The following is a 21,510-nucleotide window of genomic DNA, read 5'->3' as shown; positions in this document are numbered from 1 at the left end:
CGGCGCGGCGCGTCGGGGGCAGTGTCACGGCGGTGCGGCCATGCGACGGCGCTGCACGCCTCAGCTCGCGGCAGGGTGCCGGCAGCGGGGTCCCGTCGGCAGGGCACGGCCGGCCCGGCAGCGGGAACCCGTCGGTACCACACAACCGGCCCCGGCAGCGAGGTCCCGTCCGCGCCACACAGCCAGCCCCGGCAGCGGTGGGCGGCCCGGCGGGAGGACACGTGCTGGTGTGCCGACCACGCCGTGGCCCGTTCACGGCCGCGCCCGGCCTGCCCTCAGCCGTCGTCATCCCTGTTCGGGCACGACCGCCACGGGGCAGGCCGCGTGGTGCAGGACGCCGTGGGTGACGCGGCCGATGTGCAGGCCGAAGCGCCCCTTGGGGTGGCGGGCGCCGACCACGAGGAGCGCGGCACCGGCCGAGGCGTCGAGCAGCGCGGTGCGGGCGTGGCCCTCGACGATCCGCTTGCGCACCCGGACGTCCGGGTGGTCCTCGGCCGGCCCGCTCAGGCCGGCATCGAGCGCCTCGGCGGCCCGCTGCCGGTACCCGGCGGCGGACTCCCCTGTCGGCAGCGGGAAGTCGGCGGTCTCGGGGGCCGGCCGGTGCCAGGCCCGCACGGCGTCCAGCGGCACGTGGCGCCGGGACGCCTCCCGGAAGGCGAAACGCACCGCCCTGGAATCCGCCGTCGTGTCCGGGACGCCCACGACGACGGGACGGTTCCGCTCCCCCGCCCCGCCCCGGCCGTCGGCGTCGCCGCGCACCACGATCACCGGGCCGTCGGCACGCCCGGCCACGGCCAGGCCGACCGAGCCCAGGAGCAGCTCGGCGGCGCCGCCGCGGCCGCGGTTGCCCACGACCAGTGCGGAGGCCTTGCCCGCCGCGCGCCGCAGGACGGGTACCGGTCCCGCCGGCACGACCTCGGTGGTGACCTTCGTGCCGGGCACGCGCAGGAGGGCGCGCCTGGCCGCGGCCACGACGAGGACGTCGGTGAGCATCCGCTCCGACCGTTCCGGGCCCGCCGCGAAGACGGCCCGTTCGTAGCGCTCCCAGAGGGACGCGTACAGCAGGTGCAGCGGAACCTCGCGCAGGGCGGCCTCGTCGGCGGCCCAGTCCACGGCCCGGAGGCTGGACTCGGAGCCGTCCACGCCGACGACGATCGGCAGGTCCATCGTCCTCATCCTCTCTGGGCGAGCCGGGCCACGGGGGCTGCGGGGGCGGGTCCTCCGCGCGCCACAGCAGCAGCGTCACGCCGTGAGCGGCGGCCCGCCAGCGGGCGACGCGTCGGCGCATCGCACCGGGGTGCCACCGGGACGGGCGGCCGGTGGCCGGCGGGCGGAGACCGGTCGGTAAGCTGGGCGCGCTGCCGCCCCCTGCGGGTGGCGGTACGGCGGTGGGGCCCGCCGGACCCGAACCGCGGCCGTGCCGGTCGCCAACGGTCCCTGCCTGACCCTTCCGCGTGCCCGCACGCGGTCCGAGCCGATCAGGTAGGAGCCTGAGCGCCGTGCAGCCCGACCGCCCCGACCGTCCTGAACGCACCGCCCCTGCCACCGGCTGGCCCGCCGAGCCCGCCGATCCCGACACGGCCGTCGCCCCCTGGCCGCCGGGCCGGGCCCCCGACCCCCGCCGGCGCCAGGCCGAGATCCTCGCCGCCGTCATGGCCGGCGGTGTCCTCGGCGCCTGCGTCCGCTACGGCGCCGGCCTCCTCTGGCCGACCGCTCCGGGCACTTTCCCGTGGACCACGTTCTGGATCAACGTCACCGGCAGCGCGGCCATGGGTGTGCTGATGGTGCTGATCACCGAGCGCACCACCGCCCACCCCCTCGTGCGGCCCTTCCTCGGCACGGGCGTCCTGGGCGGCTACACCACGTTCTCCACCTGCACCGTCGACGCCCGCGCCCTCTTCCTGGACGACCGCGCCGGAACGGCGCTGCTCTATCTCGCCGCCACGCTCGCGGGCGCGCTGTTCGCGCTGTGGGCCGGAGCCGGGCTCACCCGGCGGCTCGCCCTGCCGCGGGACGCGAGGACGGGGGGCGGCGCGTGAACTGGCTGATGGTCGTCCTCGGCGCCCTGGCCGGCGCTCCCCTGCGCTATCTGACCGATCGCGCCGTCCAGGCCCGGCACGACAGTGCCTTCCCGTGGGGGACCCTGGTCGTGAATCTCGTCGCGTGCACCGTGCTCGGATTCCTCACCGGCGCCGTCACCGCCACCACCGTGCCGCCGGCTCTGCAGCACCTGGTCGGGCCGGGACTGTGCGCGACGCTGAGCACGTACTCGACGTTCTCCTTCGAGACGGTGCGCCTGGCCGGGACGGGCGCCAGGCTGTTCGCCGCGGCCAACGCGGTCGTCAGCGTCGCCGGCGGACTGGCCGCCGCGTTCCTCGCGGGCGCGGCGGCCGAGGCCCTGTTCGGGTAGGGGGCGGCACGCCGCCGCGTCAGGCCCGGGCGAGGTGCGCCGCCCCGAAGGACACGTCGAAGCGGTCGCACCAGATGCTGACGCTGCTGAAGCGGCTCACGTCGACGCCCTCGGGCACGGCGTAGTTCTGGCTGCCCTTGTTGCCCTTGAGCTTGCCGAGGCTGACGTGCTCGCCGTCGTCGAACACGTGCCAGCCGGCGCGGCCCTCCTTCACCGGCGCGTCGGTCAGCCACACGCGCAGGTCGGGACCGTTGCTGGTGTCGAGCCGTTCCAGGCGCACGACATGGCTGCCGTCGGACAGCCGCAGCAGCTTCACGGTGCCGGTCGTGGTGTGCTCGTGGCTGATCAGCTCACCGCTCGCCAGGGCCTGCGGACCGGCCGGGGCCGGCGCCGGGGACGCGCCGGACGGCGGTGCCGTCGCCGTGGGGCGGGCGGCGGCGTCGGGCAGCGCCTCCCGCACCGTCTCGTCCTGCCACAGCTTCCAGGGCTGGAACCAGTACAGGCCGAAGCCCGCCCCGGCGACCACCACGGCCAGCACACCGATCACCCACGGCCTGACCAGCGCGCTCCGCACCCGTCCCATGCCGTCCACCTCCAAGGAGTTCTCGTCCTGCGCCCATTCAACGGGCCCGACGGGCCCCGCGGGCCGTCGGGCCGATGACGAAACCCTTACGTCCGTTCAGGAGGCGGTGGGGAGCACGACTTCGAAGCGGCAGCCGCCGGGGATGTTCCGTACGGTGGCCCGGCCGTGGTGCGCCTCCACGATGCCGCGGACGATGGCGAGGCCGAGACCGGCGCCCCCCGGGGGCGTACGGGCGTGGGTGCCGCGCCAGCCGGTGTCGAAGACGCGCGGCAGGTCCTCCTCGGGGATGCCGCCGCAGCCGTCCGTCACCGACAGCACCACCCCGTCGGCGGACCGCTCCGCGGCGATCGCGACCGTGCCGTCGGCCGGGGTCCGGCGGATGGCGTTGACCAGCAGGTTGCCCAGGACGCGGCTCATCTCCCGGCCGTCGACCTCGACGGGCACCGGCTCGATCCGCTCCCCCACCAGGCGCACCCCGTGCTCCCGGGCGAGCGGGTCGGCTCCCGCCAGCGCGTCGCCGACCAGGTCGTACAGCGACATGCGGGTGGGGGCGAGGGGCAGGGTGCCGGCGTGGATGCGGGACAGCTCGAAGAGGTCGCCGACCATGTCGTTGAGGCGTTCGACCTCGGTGCGCATCTGCCGCAGGTAGCGGTCCGGGTCGGCGGCGACGCCGTCCTCCAGGGCCTCGGACATGGCCCGCAGCCCGGCCAGCGGGGTGCGCAGGTCGTGGGAGATCCAGGCGACGAGTTCGCGCCGGGAGGTCTCCAGGGCGCGCTCACGCTCCCTGGACTCGGCGAGGCGGGCACTGGTGGCGGCCAGTTCGCGGCTCAGCGACTCCAGTTCGGCGGTGGTCGCACCGTCGGGGGCGGTGAAGTCACCGCCGTCGCCGAAGGAGCGCGCCGCCACGGCCAGGGCGCGGCTGCGGGCGACGACCCAGCGGCCCAGGAGCAGCGCGGTGGCCAGGGACACGACGGCCGCCATGGCGACGACGGTCGTGACGACGGTCAGGTCGTGCGGGGAGAGGAACATCGCCCAGGCGACGGCGAGCGTGCCGGCGAGCATGGCGACGACCCCGACCGCCGCGACCACGGCGAGCGAGGCGGTCAGCGAACGGCGCCGGATCACACGCAGCACACCCGCGCCGGCCAGGCCCGTGGCGGCGGCACCGGCGAAGGCGTACAGGGCGATCAGGAAGGTCTCGCGCACGGCCGGTCCTCTGCTGCCGTCGGGTCGAAGCGGTAGCCCACGCCCCACACGGTCTGGATGAGGCGGGGGCGGGCGGGGTCGTCCTCGACCTTGCCGCGCAGCCGGCGGACGTGGACGGTGACGGTCGACAGGTCGCCGAAGTCCCAGCCCCACACCTCGCGCATCAGGTCCTCGCGGCTGAACGCCCGCCCCGGGTGCCGCAGGAAGAACGACAGCAGGTCGAACTCCCTCAGGGTGAGCGGGAGTTCCTCGCCGTCCTTGGTGGCGCGGCGGGCCGGCGGATCGACGGTGAGACCGCCCGCCCCGAGCGGCCGCCCGGTGGCGGCGGGCCTGCTGCGGCGCAGCACCGACTCCACGCGCAGGACGAGTTCGCGGGGGCTGAAGGGCTTGGTGACGTAGTCGTCGGCGCCGACCTCCAGGCCCAGGATGCGATCGTCCTCGTCGCCTCGGGCGGTGAGCATGATGACCGGCACGGGATCCTGCCCGCGGATCCGCCGGCACACCTCCAGGCCGTCCATGCCCGGCAGCATCAGGTCGAGCACGACCAGGTCGGGCCGGTGCGCGGCGGCGCGGGTGAGGGCGGTCGGGCCGTCGTCGGCGCGGTCGACGGCGTAGCCGGCGCGGTCCAGGTACCCGGCGACGACCTCGGCGACGGTCGGATCGTCGTCCACGACGAGGATCCGGGCGGGCCCCGCGCCGGATCCCGGGGCTTCGTACGGCTGCTGCTGCATGTCTCCAGCCTGGCACCGCGCCCGGGCCGGCGGGTCACCGGGCCACCGCGCGGGGCCCGGCGTCCGCGTTTCGTAAGAAACGGCGCCTCGGTGTGCCGCTGCGCGCCGCCTCGCGGGCGGGTCCGGCCGGTGGGCCGGCCCGCGTGCTCAGCGGTCCGCGCACGTGCCCGGGGCGAGCCGTTTCTCGAACCAGTGGTGGGCGTACGGTTCGTCGTTGAAGGCGGGGACCTCGGTGTATCCGCTGTCGCGGTAGAGGCGGGTGGCCGCCTCCAGGGCCTTGTTGGTGTCCAGCCGTACCCGGTCACTGCCGTGCCGGGCGGCGCGTGCCTCCAGTTCGGACAGCAGGCGCCGGGCGAGACCGAGCCCGCGGGTGTCGGGGCGGACCCACAGGCGCTTGATCTCGGCGGGGGCTCCGGCGGGCAGCTTCAGCCCGCCGCAGGCCACCGGCTCGCCGTGCAGCCGGGCGACGAGGAACAGACCGCGCGGGGCGCGCAGTTCGCCGGGGTCGGGCAGCAGGCTCCGGGCGGGGTCGAAGCCGCCGTCGAAGAGCCGGGCGAGTTCGGCGGCGTAGGAGCGCAGGCAGTGCGCGGCGTCCGGGTGGTCGGGGTCGAGGACCTCCAGGGAGACGACCGCGGCGGTCAGCAGCCGCTCCACCGTCGCCATGGCCGAGGTCAGCCGGTCCCGCTGCCGGGCGTCGAGCGGGTCCAGGAGCGAGGCGGCGAGCGCGTCGCTGCGCGCGTCGAGCAGGGCACGTTCCGCGCGCCCCGCCTCGGTCAGCCGCACGGTGCGCACCCTGCGGTCCCGGGGGTGGGGTTCGACGGCGACGAGGCCGTCGCGTTCGAGGGCCCGCAGCAGCCGGCTCGCGTAGCCGGAGTCGAGGCCCAGCCGGTCCCGGACGCTGCGGACGTCGTGGGTGGCGCCGTCACCGATCTGCCAGAGCAGCCGGGCCTGCCCGTAGGGGCGTGCGGCGCCCAAGTAGTGGTCGTGCAGCACTCCCACGCGTTCGGCGACCGTGCGGTTGAAGCGCCGCACCTGTTCCACTTGCCCGGCTGTCATTCTCTGACCTTAGTCAGGTAATCGGGTGCGGGGCAACGCGGTGCCGGGGACGCCTCCGGGCATGCGTGCAAGGATGAGTCGGAGGCACACCTGCTCTCACCAGGAGGTACCCGTGAAGATGCTGATCAACGTCCCGGAGACCGTGGTCGCGGACGCGCTGCGCGGTATGGCGGCAGCCCACCCGGACCTGATCGTGGACGTGGAGAACCGGGTGATCGTGCGGCGGGACGCTCCTGTCGCCGGGAAAGTGGGCCTGGTCTCGGGCGGAGGCTCGGGCCACGAGCCGTTGCACGGCGGTTTCGTCGGCCCCGGCATGCTGTCGGCGGCCTGTCCGGGTGAGGTGTTCACGTCCCCCGTGCCCGACCAGATGTTGCGCGCGGCCGCCGCCGTGGACAGCGGCGCGGGCGTGCTGTTCATCGTGAAGAACTACACCGGGGACGTCCTCAACTTCGACATGGCCGCCGAACTGGCCGAGGACGAGGGCATTCAGATCGCGAAGGTCCTGGTCAACGATGACGTGGCGGTGACCGACAGCCTCTACACGGCGGGCCGGCGCGGCACCGGCGCGACCCTCTTCGTCGAGAAGATCGCGGGCGCCGCCGCCGACGAGGGCATGCCACTGGAGCGGGTCGAGGCCATCGCCCGTCAGGTCAACGAGAACTCCCGCAGTTTCGGTGTCGCGCTGAGCGCGTGCAGCACCCCGGCCAAGGGCAGCCCCACCTTCGACCTGCCGCCGGGCGAGCTGGAGTTGGGCATCGGCATCCACGGCGAACCGGGCCGGGAGCGGCGCGCGATGATGACCTCCGGCGAGATCGCCGAGGCCGCCGTCGAGGCCGTGGTGGAGGACCTCAGGCCGCGCAACCCCGTGCTGGTGCTCGTCAACGGCATGGGCGCGACGCCCCTGCTGGAGCTGTACGGGTTCAACGCCGAGGTGCACCGGGTGCTGGCGGAGCGCGGCGTCGCCGTGGCCCGCGTCCTGGTCGGCAACTACGTCACCTCGCTCGACATGGCGGGCGCCTCCCTCACGCTGTGCCAGGCCGACGAGGAACTGCTGCGGCTGTGGGACGCGCCGGTGAAGACGCCGGGCCTGCGCTGGGGCGTGTGAGAGACAGTGGCCGGGGAGCGCCCCCGGCACCCACCACGCGTACCTGCCAGCCGTACCTACCAGGCAAGGAGATCCAGTGCTCGACGCCGATTTCTTCCGCCGTTGGATGACGGCGACCGCCGCGTCCGTCGACCGCGAGGCGGAACGGCTCACCGCCCTCGACTCCCCCATCGGGGACGCCGACCACGGCAGCAACCTCCAGCGCGGCTTCGCGGCGGTGAAGGCCGCGCTGGACAAGGAGCCCCCCGGCACGCCCGGCGGGGTCCTCACGCTGGCCGGGCGGCAGCTCATCTCGACGGTCGGCGGCGCCTCGGGGCCGCTCTACGGGACGCTGCTGCGCCGGGCCGGCAAGGCGCTCGGGGACGAGGCCGTGGTCAGCGCGGAGCAGCTGACCGAGGCGCTGCGGGCCGGGGTGGACGCGGTCATGACGCTCGGCGGGGCCGCGCCCGGCGACAAGACCATGATCGACGCGCTGGTGCCGGCGGTGGACGCGCTCGGCGAATCGTTCGCGGCGGCCCGGACCGCCGCCGAGGAGGGCGCCGTCGCGACGACGCCCCTGCAGGCGCGCAAGGGCCGGGCGAGCTACGTGGGCGAGCGCAGCATCGGCCACCAGGACCCCGGCGCCACGTCCTCGGCGCTGCTCGTCGCCGCTCTCGCGGAGGCCGCCGGTGAGTGACGAGCGGCTCGTGGGGATCGTGCTGGTGTCGCACAGCGCGGAGGTGGCCGCCTCGGTGGCCGCGCTGGCGAAGGGGCTCGCGGGCGGCGGCGCGGCGGTGCCGGTCGCCCCGGCGGGCGGCACCGAGGGCGGCGGGCTCGGCACGAGCGCGGAGCTGATCGCCGCGGCGGCCGCGTCCGTGGACCGCGGGGCCGGTGTCGCCGTCCTGACGGATCTGGGCAGCGCGGTGCTGACCGTGAAGGCGTTGCTCGCCGAGGGCGACGAACTCCCCGAAGGGACACGGCTGGTGGACGCCCCGTTCGTGGAGGGGGCCGTGGCCGCGGTCGTCACGGCCTCCACCGGGGCCGATCTGGCGGCGGTCGAGGCGGCGGCCACGGAGGCGTACGCGTACCGGAAGGTGTGACCCCGCGCGGGTCCCTGCCCGTCCGGGACGGTCCACGCCGGCCGGCGCGGGTCCACGCCGGTGGGCTTCCGCCCGCGCCCGTGGGTACAGGGCCGCGCCGCTCGGCGTCGGCTCACGTGGGTCACGCAGGTCGCAACGTCCGACCGGCAGGACCGGCCCTGGCGGCTCCGCCGGTCCACCGGTGGACCTGTGCTGCCGTTTCTTCCGATCCACCGGCTTTGCCGGCCCTGCCGGCCCTGCCGACCCTGCCGGCCCCGCTGTCATCGCCGGTCCTGCCGGTCCCGCCGACCCGTGGCCGGGCCCGCCCGGAGGCGGTGGGCCCGGTGGGGCCGGCCGCCGGGCGTCCTGGACGCCGGGCACCCCTCAGGGCGCCGCAAGGAACCGCTTCGCCGCCTGCTCCCCCGCCGTCACGGCGGCCGCGTGGTCCTCGATGGGGGACACGCGGGTGTTCTTGAAGACGATGTAGGTGACGCCCGAGGGCACGCCGCCGCCGTGCGGGTCGGGGCGGATGCCGAGGGCCTCGGCGGCCGCGTAGGACGCCTCTCCGATGATGTGCTGCGGACCCGTGTCGCCGACGACCGCGTACTGCACCCGGTCCCGGTGGACGACGGCCACGACCGACCCGCCGCGTACCCCGTGCTCGCGGTAGTCCCAGATGCGGCTCGGGGCGGGGACGACGATGAAGGGCAGGCGTTCGGCGCTCAGGGGGCGGCCGGCGGAGTCCGCGAAGGCCGTGGTGGGGGCGAAGTAGGGGTCGGTGCGGCGGTTGCAGCGCGGCCCCGGGCGGCCGTCGCAGTCGATGTCCATGTCCGCCTTCCAGAACACCGCGTCCCGTGTGCCGCAGACGGGGATGGTGGCGGGGGCGCCGTTGTCGCTGCGGTAGCGGCCGCGCGAGACGGGGGCGCAGTCCCGCACCTTGGCGAGCAGGTCGGCGGCGGGAACCGTGCCCTCGCGCCGCGTCACGGGCCGGTCGCCGTAGGAGGGCGGTGCGGCGGGGGCGGTCGTCGGGGCCAGCAGGGCGGCGCTGGCCGCGGCCAGTGTGAGCGACTGGGCACGCACGATACGGGAGCCTCTCCTCGGGGACCTGACGGGCACTCAGCCCAATGTGTCCCCGGGGCGATCGGCGGGCCACCGCTGAGGGGCCGGACGGTGCACGACCCCAACGGCCGAGGGAGGCCGGGGGCCTGAGTCCGTGTGAGACCCGGGCCGCCCGGCCACCCGGCGCCAACGCGGTATCTGCGACGACAGCGGTCCGCGTGACATGCCCGAACTCCCTGCTGTCCGCCAGGTGTTCGGCCGTGAGGAACTTCAGCATACGAAACTCCGCCGGGTGGTCACGCACGGCGGGGTGACGCCGGCCGCCCTCACCACCCTCTTGATGTGATCGCGTCACTCACGTCATATTGGTCCGGACCATTCCCGAGCCCCACACCGGGAGGCAGTCCCGTGCGACGTGTTGCCCTGCTCCGTCGGTGCGCCGTCTTCTGCGCGGCGGTCACCCTCGCCACCTCCTGCGGCCCGGCCGGGACGGCCGAAGGCGACGGAGGCTCCCCGCCCGGCGCGCCCACCGGCGTCACCGCGGCCGCGGGCAGCGCCACGAGCGTGCACGTCATGTGGAACGCGACCGAGCGGGCCGACCGCTACGAGGTGTATCGCGGCGCCACGAAGGTCAAGGAAGTGCCCGGTTCGCAGCACATGGTGGATGTCACCAGGCTCAGACCGTCGACGCTGTACGTCTTCTCCGTGCGGGCACGGGACGCCGACGGACGGCTCGGGCCGCGCAGCCGGGAGGTCCGGGCCAGGACTGCGGAGGTGGCCGCGGACGACCGCTCGGCGCCGAGCCGTCCGGCGGCGGCTCGCGGACGGGCCGCCGGGAGCCGGGCGGTCCAGCTGTCCTGGTCCGCCTCGACGGACGACCAGCGCGTGGTGTCGTACGACATCCATCAGGGGGACACGAAGATCCACAGTGTGGGCGGGGGCCAGACGGCCACGGTGGTCACGGGACTGCGGCCCGGCACGGACTACGCGTTCACCGTCCGGGCCCGGGACGCGGCCGGCAACGTCTCCCCCGCCAGTGCCGCCGTCCGCCTCACGACGCCGGGCACCGGCGACGGCCGGGCCACGGCGCCCACCGGCTTCCGGGCGACGAGCCGTCGCGCGGACGGGGCGTACCACGTCGACCTCAGCTGGGTGCCGCCGCGGGTGGACGGCGTGGTGACCGAGTACCAGGTCCACCTGGACGGCCGCGCGGCCACGTCCCTCGTGTTCGGCGGGAACCCGCCGCGCGGCCGTGCGGCCTACAGCTTCTACGTGGGACGGGACAGCGGAGTCACCCATCGCGTCCGGATCCGGGCGATGCTGCCGGACGGCACCTGGGGAGGCTTCTCGCCGGAGCGGACGGTGACGACGGGCGCGCCGCGCTGACGCGCGCCCCGGGAGCGGCCGGGGCCCGGCCACCGTCACCTGCCCGGCCGCGTCCGGCGTGCGTCCCGGGCCCGGGGCGCTTTGGCTGGCCCCTGAGGCAGCACGGCCGTTCCCGACCTTCGGCGGCGCCAGGGATGTACCGCCGACCGTGCCGCCGGAGGGCAGTCCACATGCGCAACTCATCGATGGTTCACCGCTCCGGCCTGACCGTGGCCGCCGCCGCGCTGCCCCTCGCCCTGGCGGCGGTGCCCGCGGCCGCGGGTCCGGGCATCTCCGTGAGCACCACGGGCTCCACGGTGTCGGTCACGACCAGCTCGTGCACCCAGATCAACGGCAGCTGGGGCACCGCCTCGCTGCTCACCAGCAGTCAAGGCAGCTTCGCCCAGGGGCGGCAGGTGACCCTGTCGGGCACGTCGACCGTCCAGTCCGCCGCCTGGTCGAACGTCACCGCGGGCACGTACACCGTCATCGTCATCTGCTCGGACGGCACCACCGCGGGCACGCAGTCCGTCGTCGTCTCCCCCGCCCCTTCCCCCACGCGGACCGCTTCCCCCTCGGTCTCACCGTCCCGCGGTGTGATGGGCGGGGTCGGCGGCTCGTCGACGGACTACGGGACCGTCACGCTCGTGGCGGGCGGGACGCTGGTCGCGTCCGGCATCGCCGGGGCGGCCTGGTACCTGCGCCGGCGCACCAGGTCGTACCGGCTCTGACCCGGTACGGAGGGCGGTCCGCCCGGTCGAAGCGCTCCGGCCGGGCGGACCGCCGTCACGTGGCCGGCCGGGCGGGACGGGCCGGCTCGGGGCCGGACAGGTCGGCGAAGTCCGCCAGGGCGCCCCTGAGCCACTGGGTCCAGAAGGTCTCCAGGTCGATCCCCGCGCGCAGCACCAGGTGCCGCAGCCGGTCCTCGGTGCCGTCCCGGCCGGGCGGGAAGTCGCGCTGCTCGATCTCCCGGTACTCGGCCAGCTGCCGCTCGTGGAGCTCCAGATGGCGGCGCAGGTCGGCTTCCAGGCCCGCGGTGCCGACCACGGCCGCCGCCCTCAGCCGCAGCAGCAGGGGGTCGCGGTGCGGCTTGGGGTCCTGGGAGGCGGCGGTCCAGCGGGCCAGTTCGGCGCGGCCCGCGGGCAGGACCTCGTAGCTCTTCTTCTGCCCCCGGGCCGGCTGCTCGGACGGCAGGGCCCGGATGAGGCCGTCGGCCTCCAGCTTCCCGAGTTCGCGATAGATCTGCTGGTGCGTCGCCGACCAGAAGTAGCCGATCGACCGGTCGAACCGGCGGGTCAGCTCCAGCCCGGACGACGGCTTCTCGAGCAGGGCGGTGAGGATCGCGTGCGGGAGTGACATGGCCTCATCCTAGGGACGCGTGCGTCCCCTACAGGGCGGCCGCCAGCTCGGTGCCCTGCTTGATGGCGCGCTTGGCGTCCAGTTCCGCGGCCACGTCGGCCCCGCCGATGAGGTGCGCGCTGTGCCCGGCCGCGACCAGCTCCTCGTACAGGCCGCGGCGCGGCTCCTGGCCGGTGCACAGCACGATCGTGTCGACCGGGAGCACCGTGCTCTCCTCGCCGACGGTGATGTGCAGTCCGGCGTCGTCGATCCGGTCGTAGCGGACGCCGGGGACCATGGTGACGCCGCGGTGCTTGAGTTCGGTGCGGTGGATCCAGCCGGTCGTCTTGCCGAGTCCGGCGCCGACCTTGGAGGTCTTGCGCTGGAGCAGGTGGACGGTGCGCGGCGGGGCGGGCCGCTCGGGTGCGGCGAGTCCGCCGGGGCCGCGGTAGTCCAGGTCGACGCCCCACTGCCGGAAGTAGGTCTGCGGGTTCTCGTGGGCCTTGTCGCCGGTGTCGGTGAGGTACTCGGCGACGTCGAAGCCGATGCCGCCCGCGCCGAGGATCGCGACCCGGTCGCCGACGGGGGCGCCGTCGCGCAGCACGTCGAGGTAGCCGAGGACACTCGGGTGGTCGACGCCGGGGATGTCGGGGGTGCGCGGGGTGACGCCGGTGGCGACGACGACCTCGTCGAAGCCGTCGACGTCGGCGGTCGTGACGAGGGTGTTCAGCCGGACGTCGACGCCGTGCCAGTCGAGCTGGGTGCGGAAGTAGCGCAGCGTCTCGTCGAACTCCTGCTTGCCCGGCACCTTGCGGGCGACGTTGAGCTGTCCGCCGATCTCGCCCGCCGCGTCGAACAGCGTCACCTCGTGCCCGCGCTCGGCGGCCGAGACCGCGCAGGCCAGTCCGGCCGGTCCGGCGCCGACGACCGCGACGCGCTTGCGCAGCCGGGTCGGGGAGAGCACGAGCTCGGTCTCGTGGCAGGCGCGCGGGTTGACCAGGCAGGAGGTGATCAGGCCGCTGAAGGTGTGGTCGAGGCAGGCCTGGTTGCAGCCGATGCAGGTGTTGATCGCCTCGGGTCGGCCGGCCTGGGCCTTGGTGACGAAGTCGGGGTCGGCGAGCATCGGGCGGGCCATCGACACCATGTCGGCCACGCCGTCGGCGAGCAACTCCTCGGCCAGATCGGGGGTGTTGATGCGGTTGGTGGTGACGAGCGGCACGGACACCTCGCCCATGAGCCGCTGGGTGACCCAGGTGTAGGCGCCGCGCGGCACGGAGGTGGCGATGGTGGGGATGCGGGCCTCGTGCCAGCCGATGCCGGTGTTGATGATCGTCGCCCCGGCGGCCTCGACCGCCTTGGCGAGGGTGATCACCTCGTCGAGCGTGGAGCCGCCCGGGACGAGGTCGAGCATGGAGAGCCGGTAGATGACGATGAAGTCCTCGCCGACCGCCTCGCGCACCCGGCGCACGATCTCCAGCGGGAAGCGCGTGCGGTTCTCGTACGAGCCGCCCCAGCGGTCGGTGCGCCGGTTGGTCTGCAGCGCGATGAACTCGTTGATGAGGTAGCCCTCGGAGCCCATGATCTCCACGCCGTCGTAGCCGGCCTGCCGGGCGAGACGGGCGGTGCGCGCGTAGTCGTCGATGGTCCGCTCGATGTCGGCGTCGGTGAGCTCGCGGGGCGGGAAGGGGCTGATGGGCGCCTGCAGCGGGCTGGGCGCGACCAGGTCGCGGTGGTAGGCGTAGCGGCCGAAGTGCAGGATCTGCAGTGCGATCCGCCCGCCCTCGCGGTGCACGGCGTCGGTGATGACCCGGTGCTGCTCGGCCTCCGCCTCGGTGGTGAGCTTGGCGCCGCCCTCGTAGGGCCGCCCCTCGTCGTTGGGGGCGATGCCGCCGGTGACGATCAGGCCCACTCCGCCGCGGGCGCGGGCGGCGTAGAAGGCGGCCATGCGCGCGAACCCGCCCTCGGCCTCCTCCAGGCCCACGTGCATGGAGCCCATGAGGACCCGGTTGGGCAGGGTGGTGAAGCCCAGGTCGAGGGGGCTCAGCAGGTGCGGGTAACGGCTCATCGGGCCCTCCGTGCGCGGTGTCGTGTCTGTAGTTGTAGAGGACTACCGACGGTTTATGCAACTAGTTGCACAAGGTGACGGAGGGCACAGCAGGTCGATGACCTGGCGGGATTGGCCTGGCGGGATTCCCGGCCGCGGCGGGCTTCGGGCCGCCGTACGAGGGGCTGCGCGGCGTGGACGGGGAGGTGCGGCCGGCGGACCCGCCCGTGGGCGTGCGCCGTCCCCGGCGCGCCGTCCTCTCGGCCCGCCGGGAGGCGCGAGCGGCGCTCAGCGGCTCTGCAGGCGCACGTGCAGTTCCCTCTCCTGGTCACCGGAGACGGTGCTCAGGTCGTGCACGTCGAACAGGGAGTCCAGCGTCGTGCGCAGCCGCTCGATCGCCCAGTACCCGCCGTGCAGGTCGGCTTCGACCGAGGACGACAGCCGGGCCTCGGGGTGCGCGCCCTCGTGTGTGTCGGCGACGTCGAAGGTGCCGAGCCAGACGGTCGGGCGGGTCTCGTGCAGCTCCTCCGGCACGTCGTCGGCGCACCGGTCGGACTCGAAGCAGGCGCACAGCGTGTCGAACACGATCCGGGCGTCGTGCTTGCTGCACCCGCTGATCTCCACCGAGACGGAGTGGGGGTGCGGTCGCTCGTGGTTCATCGCCATCGTGATCGCTCCTTACGTGGCCACGCTGCCGTTTCCGCCCCTCCCCCAGCAAAGCACCACCTCGGGTGGAGCACTAGCGGCGCGGACGCGCCGCCGGGGCGGCACGCGTCCCGGTGGGAGATGGTGGAAGGTGAGGCGAGGGGCCCCGGTCGGACGGCTCCGCGCGGTAGAACTGGGGTGTCGGCACCGTGACGGCGTGCCGCGAGGAACGGCGAAGGCGGGGCGTGGGATGAGTGCAGCCGGGGCTCCCGAGGCCGGGGGCGAGGAGCCGCTGCGCGGTTCGGCACGGCCGAGCGGCCTGCTCGACGTCCTGCGCGTGGCCTCGGTGGTCCTGGACGCCCGGGGGCGCATCGTGCTGTGGAGCCCGCAGGCGGAGGAGCTGTTCGGGTACGAGGCGCGGGAGGCGCTCGGGCAGTACGCCGCGCGGATCATGGTCCACGAGCAGCACGCCGACCTCGTGGTGAAGCTGTTCTCGGACGTCATGGGCACCGGCCAGAGCTGGGCCGGGGCGTTCCCCGTGCGCCGCAAGGACGGCACCACCCGGCTGGTGGAGTTCCGCAACATGCGCCTGCTGGACGACCAGGGCGACGTCTACGCGCTGGGGCTGTGCGCCGACCAGTCGACCGTGCACCGGCTGGAGCGGGAGGTGGCGCTGTCGACGCGGATGATCGCGCAGTCCCCGATCGGGCTGGCCGTACTGGACACGGAGCTGCGCTACGTCTCCGTCAACAAGGCGCTGGAGGAGATCAACGGGCTGCCGGCCGAGGAGCATCTGGGCCGCACCCCCCGGGAGGTGGTGCCCGGGATGGACGTCGACGCCCTGGAGACCGCCACACGCCGGGTGCTGGAGACGGGCACGCCCGTCGTCGACCAGTCCACGATCGGGCGCACCCCGGCCGACCCGCACCAGGACCACGCCTGGTCGGTCTCGCTGTACCGGCTGGAGAACGCCTTCCGGACCGTGCTGGGCGTGGCCGTCTCGATCGTCGACGTCACCGAGCAGTACCGGGCGGGGATCGAGGCCGAGGCGGCGCGGCGGCGGCTGGCGCTGATCGCCGACGCCTCGGGGCGGATCGGCACCACGCTGGACCTGGACCACACGGCCCACGAGCTCGCCGAGGTGGCCGTGCCGGAACTCGCCGACGTCGCGGCCGTGGACCTCCTGGACGCCGTGGTGCAGGGCCGGCAGTCCGCCCTCGGTCCCAGCGAGTCGGCGGTGATCCGGGCGCTCGCGGTGCAGGGATACGACTCCGCCGAGGCGCTGGAGGCGGCCGATCCGCCCGGGCAGGTCGCCCGGTACGCCGCCGACCGCCTCGTCACGCAGTGCGTGCGCACGGCGAGCCCGGTGATGCTGCCGGAGGTCAAGGACGAGGACCTGGCGCGCATCGCCCGCTCCCCGGAGGCCGCCGAGCTGCTGGGCCGGGCCGGGGTGCACTCGTACCTGGCGGTGCCGCTGATCGCCCGGGGCGAGGTGCTGGGTGCGCTGGACCTCAAACGCACCCGCAATCCGCTGCCGTTCACCGAGGACGACCTGCTGCTGGCGCGCGAGCTGGCCGCCCGGGCCGCCGTGCAGATCGACAACGCGCGCTGGTACCAGAGCGCCCGCGACACCGCGCTGACCCTGCAGCGCAGCCTGCTGCCCAGCATCCCCTCCGTGACGGGCGGACTGGAGGTGGCCTCCCGCTACCAGCCCGCCGGGGCCACGAGCGAGGTCGGCGGCGACTGGTTCGACGTGATCCCGCTGCAGGACGACAAGACCGCGCTGGTCGTGGGCGACGTGATGGGCAGCGGCATCCCGGCGGCGGCGGCCATGGGACGGCTGCGGACGGCGACCAACACCCTCGCCTCCCTCGACCTCGACCCGAACGTGCTCCTCGAACACCTCGACAGGATCACCGCCGGGCTCGACCAGGCCATCGCCACCTGTGTCTACGCCGTCCACGACCCGCGCCGCCGCGAGTGCCGGATCGCCAACGCCGGGCACCTGCCGCCCGTGCGCGTCCGGGCCGGCCGGCCTCCCGAGCTGCTCGACCTGCCGACCGGGGTGCCGCTCGGTGTCGGCGGGGTCGCCTTCTCCACGACCACCGTCGACCTGGAACCCGGCGACCGGCTGGTGTTCTACACCGACGGGCTGGTCGAGACCCGGCGCGACCCGCTCGACGACCGGCTCGGCACGCTGCTGTCCTTGCTGGACGGGCCGGACCGGCCGCTGGAGGAGGTGTGCGAGCTGCTGCTGCGCACCCTGCACGAGCCGGACAACTTCGACGACGTGGCGCTGCTGATCGCCCGGGCGACCACCCCGGGCTGAGGAGCCCCGCCTACGTCCGTACGCCGATCACCACATGGGCGTACAGCTCGTCCGAGACGGCCAGGTGGGCGGTCAGCCCCTCGCCCTCGAAGACGGCCACGGCGTCCGGTGCCTGGTGCCTGCTCGTCTCCGCCAGGACACAGCCGCCCGGGGCGAGCCAGCGGGGCGCCTCGGCCGCGACCCTGCGCAGCACGTCGAGCCCGTCCGAGCCGCCGTCGAGGGCGACCAGCGGTTCGTGGTCCCGGGCCTCCTGCGGCAGCAGGCCGATCTCGGCGCTGGGCACGTACGGCACGTTGGCCGCGAGGATGTCGACGCGGCCGCGCAGCCCGCCGGGCAGCGCCTCGAACAGGTCGCCCCGGTGGACGCGCCCGCCGGCGGCGGCGACGTTGGCCCGGGCGCAGCGCACGGCGGCCGGGTCGATGTCGGCGGCGTGCAGTTCGACGGGGCCGAGTCCGGCGGCCAGCGCTGCGCCGACGGCGCCGGAGCCACAGCACAGGTCCACGACGACACGCGCGCCGGGTGCCCGGTCGAGGGCCTGCTCCACGAGGAACTCGGTGCGGCGGCGCGGCACGAAGACGCCCGGGGCCACCTCGATGCGCAGCCCCCGGAACTCGGCCCAGCCGACGACGACTTCGAGGGGCAGCCCGGCGGCACGCCGCTCGGCCATGGCGGCGGCCTCGTCCGGGGTGGAGGCGGTGGCGAGGATCAGGTCGGCCTCGTCCTCGGCGAAGACGCAGCCCGCCGCGCGCAGAGCGGCGGCGAGGGCGTCACTGGACGACGGCGGGGTGGGCGGGACAGCGGAAACAGACGGCATGGAAGCCCAGAGCCTTTCGGGAACCGAAGGGCGCTCCGGCGGTCGCCTAGGGCCGGCGATCCGCGTCACGTCGAGGAGGGAGCACCCGAGCTGACACAGCGGTAATGGGTCTCACCTCCCCGGTCCGTCGACGGCTGGGTCCGTCCACAGCCGGACGGCAACACTACCCGACGGGCCGGACGCCCGGTACGGGCGTCGGCCGGTCCGGGGGGCCGGGCGCGTAGGTCGGTTCGCGGGGCCGGGCGCGTGGGCCGCTCCGCTGGGCCGGGCGCGTAGGTCGGTCCGCGCAGGTCGGTCCGTGCGCTCGGGGGCGTAGGTCGGTCCGCGCAGGTCCGTGCGCTCGGGCGCGCAGGCCGGTCCGCGGGGGGCGGTCCGCGTGGTTGGGGCACGCAACCGTCGTGCGACCATGGGAGACGCAGACAGCGCAGCCGTGAGGAGGTCCCCGTGCAGACAGCCGACGCCGTGGAGACCATCCAGCGGGAGATGACGGTCTTCGCCCGCCGGGCGCGCGCCGCGGCCGGGCGGATGCACCCCGAGCTGTCGCTGGTGTCGTACACGCTGCTGGGGCATCTGGAGGAGAGCGGCGGGTGCCGGGCCACCGACCTGGCCGCCCACTACGCCCTGGACAAGTCCACCGTCAGCCGCCAGGTGGCCGCGCTGGAACGCGCCGGGCTCGTCGAGCGCCGTCCCGACCCGCGGGACCACCGCGTCCAGGTGCTGGACCTGACCCGGGCAGGCCGGCGCGTGCTGGCCCGGGTCACCGAGAGCCGCCGGGCGGTCGTCCGGGAGCGGCTGGCGCACTGGCCGGAGGAGGACCTGACGCGGTTCGCCGACTACCTCGTGCGGTACAACGCGGGATCCGGCCCCGGGCCGCGGGAGTAGGGCGCACCGCGCGTACGGTTGAACATCCCACCACAGATCACGCCGGCCGGGCGGGGCACCGCGGGCCGGCCCGGAGGCACCACCCGATGCACATCACCCGAGGGTTCACCGGGCGCCCGCGCGGCGCCGACCCAGGTCTGCCACCCGGGCAGTACGACGCCCGCGACGACTGGCCCGTCCTGTCCGCCGAGGTCACCCCCGACCTCGCGCCCGCCGACTGGACCTTCCGTATCGACGGCCTGGTCGAGGCGCCCCGGACCTGGGACTGGGAGGAGGCGCACCGGCTGCCGCCGTCGGCGTACGAGGGCGCCATCCACTGCGTGACGAGCTGGTCGAAGTTCGGGGTGCGCTTCTCGGGCGTGTCCCTGGACGCCTTCCTGGATGTGGTCCGCCCCCATGGGTCGGCGACCCATGCCGTGGCCTACGCGCACACCGGTTACACCACGAACCTCCCGCTGGCCGACCTGACCGGCGGGCGCGCCTGGATCGCCTGGGAGTACGACGGCAAGCCCCTGCCGCCGGAGCACGGCGGCCCCGCCCGGCTGCTGGTGCCGCACCTGTACTTCTGGAAGAGCGCCAAGTGGATCGCGGGCCTGCGGATCCTGGACCACGACGAGCCGGGCTTCTGGGAGCGCAACGGCTACCACGAGCGGGGCAACCCGTGGGAGGAGCAGAGGTACGCCGGTGACTGAGACCTTCGTGCCGCCCACGCGGTTCGCCGTGCCCGGGCGCATCGCCGTGAGCGAGCAGGCCGCCTCCGTGTGGCAGACCGCCACGCTCACCGCGATCCGGCGCGAGACCCCGCGCACGGCCACCTTCCGGTTCGCCGTGCCCGGCTGGCCGGGGCATCTGCCCGGCCAGCACCTGATGGTGCGGCTGACCGCCGAGGACGGCTACGTGGCCCAGCGCCACTACTCGATCGCGTCCGCGCCGGACGACTCCGGGCACGTCGAGCTGACCCTGGACCACGTCGAGGGGGGCGAGGTCTCGGGCTGGTTCCACACCGTCGCCCGGGTCGGCGACCGGGTCGAGGTGCGGGGCCCGGTGAGCGGCTTCTTCGCGTGGCCGGGCGACCGGCCGGCCCTGCTGATCGGGGCGGGTTCCGGCGTCGTGCCGCTGATGTCGATGGTCCGGCACCACCGGGCGCGGAACCTGACGGTGCCGCTGCGCATGCTGGTGTCGGCGCGCAGTCCCGAGGAGCTCGTCTACGCCCGCGAGCTGGGCGCCGAGACGACGCCCGTGTTCACCCGGCACGCGCCGGAGGGTGTGCCGGTGGGACGTATGGCGGCGGCACATGTGGCTCCGCTCCTGGCCGAGGCGCCTCCCGGTGGGTGGGAGGCCTATGTGTGCGGCTCCAACTCCTTCGCCGAGCACGCCTCACGGCTGCTGGTGGCGGCGGGTCAGCCCGTGGACCGCATCCGGATCGAACGCTTCGGCTGACCACTCACCGGCCGCTCAGGGACCGGTGTTTCGCCCTGGACCGGCCGGGCACCCAGCCGGAGGGCCGCGGCACGCGATGCGGCGTGCCACCGGTCCGCCTCCGCGCACGCACCGGCGCCCGGGGAGCGGACCCGGGGCCCGGCTCGCCGTACGGCGCCGCCCTCCCGGTGCGGCCGCCACCGGCGCTCCGCAGGGGGTGGCGCGGCGGGCGACGACGGACGGTGGAGGGGTACCGGAAACCGTGGGGGCACGCGCGCCGGCGACTGGCCGAGTGGGAACGCGCGTGGGCGCGAACGGAACCTCTGTGGACGCACCGCGGCGCGTGACGGCCGAACTCCCCGCGCCGAACGGACCGATACGGGCCCTGGCCAGTCCTCCGGCCGCCACCTTAGGGTGATCATCCGCACTGTCTCGGCACCGGTCCTCACCCAAGGCGGTTCTGCATGCCCCTGTTCGACCTTCCCCTCGACGAACTCCGCGAGTACCGCAGCGCGTCCGCCGAGCCGGACGACTTCGACGCGTTCTGGTCCAAGACGCTCCAGGAGGCCCGCGAGCACGACCTGGACGCCCGTTTCGAACCGGTCGACACGGGCCTGACCACGGTGCGGGTCCTCGACGTGACGTTCGCCGGCTTCGGCGGGCATCCGGTCAAGGGCTGGCTGACCCTCCCGGCGGGAGCGGACGGCCCGCTCCCGCTGGTCGTGGAGTTCATCGGCTACGGCGGTGGGCGCGGACTGCCGCACGAGCACCTGCTGTGGGCCTCCACGGGCCGGGCGCACTTCGTGATGGACACCCGCGGCCAGGGCAGCGCCTGGGGCGGGGGCGGCGGCACCGCCGACCCGGTGGGCGGCGCGCCCGCCTACCCGGGGTTCATGACGCGCGGCATCGACGCGCCGGAGCACTACTACTACCGCCGCGTCTACACGGACGCGGTGCGCGCGATCGAGGCGGCCCGTTCCCACCCGCTGACCGACGCGGCGCGCACGGTGGCCGTGGGCTCGAGCCAGGGCGGCGGCATCACGATCGCGGTCGGCGGCCTGGTGCCGGACCTGGCGGGCATCGCACCGGACGTGCCGTTCCTGTGCGACTTCCCCCGCGCGGCGACCCTCACGGACCGGCACCCGTACCGGGAGATCGGCCTCTACCTCAAGACGCACCGCGGCCGGACGCAGGAGGCCCTGCGCACGCTCGCCTACTTCGACGGAGTCCACTTCGCCGCCCGCGGCCGGGCCCCCGCCCTCTTCTCGGCCGCACTGGAGGACCAGACCTGCCCGCCGTCGACCGTCTTCGCGGCGTTCAACGCGTGGGCGCACGAGGACAAGCTGATCGAGGTGTACGACTTCAACGACCACGAGGGCGGGGGCCCGTTCCAGGAGGCGGCCAAGCTGCGCTGGATGCGTTCGTACGCCTGATCCAGCCGATCCCCGCCGACGGTCTTCCCCCTT

The 21,510-nt window shown here is 74.8% G+C and carries 22 protein-coding genes; 12 read left to right on the top strand and 10 right to left on the bottom strand.

Translation table 11 applies throughout. The features are described from left to right. Positions 1–285 precede the first annotated feature (285 nt). On the bottom strand, positions 286–1,167 hold the full coding sequence (locus tag ACF07N_RS02440) for a universal stress protein (RefSeq protein WP_392107345.1): 882 nt from the start codon (positions 1,165–1,167) through the stop codon (positions 286–288). Positions 1,168–1,499: 332 nt separating this feature from the next. Here ACF07N_RS02440 and ACF07N_RS02435 point away from each other — a divergent pair, with 332 nt between their 5' ends. Together ACF07N_RS02435 and ACF07N_RS02430 are read left to right on the top strand one after the other, a co-directional pair. Further along, the gene (locus ACF07N_RS02435) at positions 1,500–2,039 is read left to right on the top strand and encodes a CrcB family protein (RefSeq protein WP_392107342.1); all 540 of its coding nucleotides are present in this window, start codon (positions 1,500–1,502) and stop codon (positions 2,037–2,039) included. Next, positions 2,036–2,410: a fluoride efflux transporter FluC gene (locus tag ACF07N_RS02430; RefSeq protein ID WP_392107339.1), complete on the top strand. Its 375-nt coding sequence runs from the start codon at positions 2,036–2,038 to the stop codon at positions 2,408–2,410. The genes ACF07N_RS02435 and ACF07N_RS02430 overlap by 4 nt, the downstream gene beginning before the upstream one ends. A gap of 19 nt (positions 2,411–2,429) precedes the next feature. Here the strand turns inward: ACF07N_RS02430 and ACF07N_RS02425 are convergent, their stop codons facing one another. From ACF07N_RS02425 to ACF07N_RS02410, 4 genes are all read right to left on the bottom strand, one after another. Next, on the bottom strand, positions 2,430–2,993 hold the full coding sequence (locus tag ACF07N_RS02425; RefSeq protein WP_392107336.1) for a DM13 domain-containing protein: 564 nt from the start codon (positions 2,991–2,993) through the stop codon (positions 2,430–2,432). Positions 2,994–3,089: 96 nt separating this feature from the next. Beyond that, positions 3,090–4,199, bottom strand: coding sequence for a sensor histidine kinase (locus ACF07N_RS02420; RefSeq protein ID WP_383329348.1), 1,110 nt, complete (start codon positions 4,197–4,199; stop codon positions 3,090–3,092). Further along, on the bottom strand, positions 4,181–4,930 hold the full coding sequence (locus ACF07N_RS02415; protein ID WP_392107332.1) for a response regulator transcription factor: 750 nt from the start codon (positions 4,928–4,930) through the stop codon (positions 4,181–4,183). Before ACF07N_RS02415 ends, ACF07N_RS02420 begins: the two co-directional genes overlap by 19 nt. A gap of 147 nt (positions 4,931–5,077) precedes the next feature. Next, positions 5,078–5,986, bottom strand: a complete 909-nt coding sequence (locus ACF07N_RS02410) for a GNAT family N-acetyltransferase (protein ID WP_392107329.1) — start codon at positions 5,984–5,986, stop codon at positions 5,078–5,080. Positions 5,987–6,098: 112 nt separating this feature from the next. Between ACF07N_RS02410 and dhaK the strand changes: the two genes are divergently transcribed. The 3 genes from dhaK (at position 6,099) to ACF07N_RS02395 (ending at position 8,170) form a co-directional block, all read left to right on the top strand. Then, positions 6,099–7,091, top strand: a complete 993-nt coding sequence (dhaK, locus tag ACF07N_RS02405; protein ID WP_383329339.1) for a dihydroxyacetone kinase subunit DhaK — start codon at positions 6,099–6,101, stop codon at positions 7,089–7,091. A gap of 76 nt (positions 7,092–7,167) precedes the next feature. Beyond that, on the top strand, positions 7,168–7,767 hold the full coding sequence (dhaL, locus tag ACF07N_RS02400) for a dihydroxyacetone kinase subunit DhaL (protein ID WP_392107327.1): 600 nt from the start codon (positions 7,168–7,170) through the stop codon (positions 7,765–7,767). Further along, positions 7,760–8,170 carry a PTS-dependent dihydroxyacetone kinase phosphotransferase subunit DhaM gene (locus tag ACF07N_RS02395; RefSeq protein ID WP_383342698.1) on the top strand — a complete coding sequence of 137 codons (411 nt, stop codon included), beginning with the start codon at positions 7,760–7,762 and terminating at the stop codon, positions 8,168–8,170. Before dhaL ends, ACF07N_RS02395 begins: the two co-directional genes overlap by 8 nt. A gap of 363 nt (positions 8,171–8,533) precedes the next feature. Here ACF07N_RS02395 and ACF07N_RS02390 read toward each other — a convergent pair whose 3' ends face one another. Further along, the gene (locus ACF07N_RS02390) at positions 8,534–9,229 is read right to left on the bottom strand and encodes a glycoside hydrolase family 75 protein (RefSeq protein ID WP_392107324.1); all 696 of its coding nucleotides are present in this window, start codon (positions 9,227–9,229) and stop codon (positions 8,534–8,536) included. Between the two features lie 387 nt (positions 9,230–9,616). Here ACF07N_RS02390 and ACF07N_RS02385 point away from each other — a divergent pair, with 387 nt between their 5' ends. Then, a complete protein-coding gene (locus ACF07N_RS02385) occupies positions 9,617–10,594 on the top strand; it encodes a fibronectin type III domain-containing protein (RefSeq protein WP_392107322.1) in 978 nt (325 codons plus the stop codon). A 170-nt stretch (positions 10,595–10,764) separates the two neighbouring features. Continuing rightward, a complete protein-coding gene (locus ACF07N_RS02380) occupies positions 10,765–11,304 on the top strand; it encodes a hypothetical protein (RefSeq protein ID WP_392107320.1) in 540 nt (179 codons plus the stop codon). Between the two features lie 55 nt (positions 11,305–11,359). Here ACF07N_RS02380 and ACF07N_RS02375 read toward each other — a convergent pair whose 3' ends face one another. From ACF07N_RS02375 to ACF07N_RS02365, 3 genes are all read right to left on the bottom strand, one after another. After that, positions 11,360–11,932 (bottom strand): PadR family transcriptional regulator, encoded by a 573-nt coding sequence (locus tag ACF07N_RS02375; protein ID WP_392107318.1) that lies wholly within the window; start codon positions 11,930–11,932, stop codon positions 11,360–11,362. Positions 11,933–11,960: 28 nt separating this feature from the next. Then, complete coding sequence (locus ACF07N_RS02370) at positions 11,961–13,976, bottom strand: FAD-dependent oxidoreductase (RefSeq protein WP_392107316.1); 2,016 nt, start codon at positions 13,974–13,976, stop codon at positions 11,961–11,963. A 267-nt stretch (positions 13,977–14,243) separates the two neighbouring features. Continuing rightward, positions 14,244–14,615, bottom strand: a complete 372-nt coding sequence (locus ACF07N_RS02365; RefSeq protein WP_392108746.1) for a hypothetical protein — start codon at positions 14,613–14,615, stop codon at positions 14,244–14,246. A 235-nt stretch (positions 14,616–14,850) separates the two neighbouring features. Here ACF07N_RS02365 and ACF07N_RS02360 point away from each other — a divergent pair, with 235 nt between their 5' ends. Next, positions 14,851–16,929, top strand: coding sequence for a SpoIIE family protein phosphatase (locus tag ACF07N_RS02360; RefSeq protein ID WP_392107313.1), 2,079 nt, complete (start codon positions 14,851–14,853; stop codon positions 16,927–16,929). A gap of 10 nt (positions 16,930–16,939) precedes the next feature. Here ACF07N_RS02360 and ACF07N_RS02355 read toward each other — a convergent pair whose 3' ends face one another. Further along, positions 16,940–17,743, bottom strand: a complete 804-nt coding sequence (locus ACF07N_RS02355; protein WP_392107310.1) for a putative protein N(5)-glutamine methyltransferase — start codon at positions 17,741–17,743, stop codon at positions 16,940–16,942. A gap of 483 nt (positions 17,744–18,226) precedes the next feature. Here ACF07N_RS02355 and ACF07N_RS02350 point away from each other — a divergent pair, with 483 nt between their 5' ends. From ACF07N_RS02350 to ACF07N_RS02335, 4 genes are all read left to right on the top strand, one after another. Further along, complete coding sequence (locus ACF07N_RS02350; RefSeq protein WP_383343591.1) at positions 18,227–18,625, top strand: MarR family winged helix-turn-helix transcriptional regulator; 399 nt, start codon at positions 18,227–18,229, stop codon at positions 18,623–18,625. An 86-nt stretch (positions 18,626–18,711) separates the two neighbouring features. Continuing rightward, positions 18,712–19,317: a sulfite oxidase-like oxidoreductase gene (locus ACF07N_RS02345; RefSeq protein WP_383329309.1), complete on the top strand. Its 606-nt coding sequence runs from the start codon at positions 18,712–18,714 to the stop codon at positions 19,315–19,317. Further along, positions 19,310–20,065, top strand: coding sequence for a ferredoxin reductase (locus tag ACF07N_RS02340; RefSeq protein ID WP_383329306.1), 756 nt, complete (start codon positions 19,310–19,312; stop codon positions 20,063–20,065). The genes ACF07N_RS02345 and ACF07N_RS02340 overlap by 8 nt, the downstream gene beginning before the upstream one ends. A 443-nt stretch (positions 20,066–20,508) precedes the next feature. Further along, a complete protein-coding gene (locus ACF07N_RS02335; protein ID WP_383329301.1) occupies positions 20,509–21,477 on the top strand; it encodes an acetylxylan esterase in 969 nt (322 codons plus the stop codon). The last annotated feature ends 33 nt before the right edge of the window (positions 21,478–21,510 follow it).

This window comes from Streptomyces sp. NPDC015242 (assembly GCF_043079125.1).
Classification (GTDB): domain Bacteria; phylum Actinomycetota; class Actinomycetes; order Streptomycetales; family Streptomycetaceae; genus Streptomyces.
This window is presented reverse-complemented; position numbering and strand designations above follow the sequence as displayed.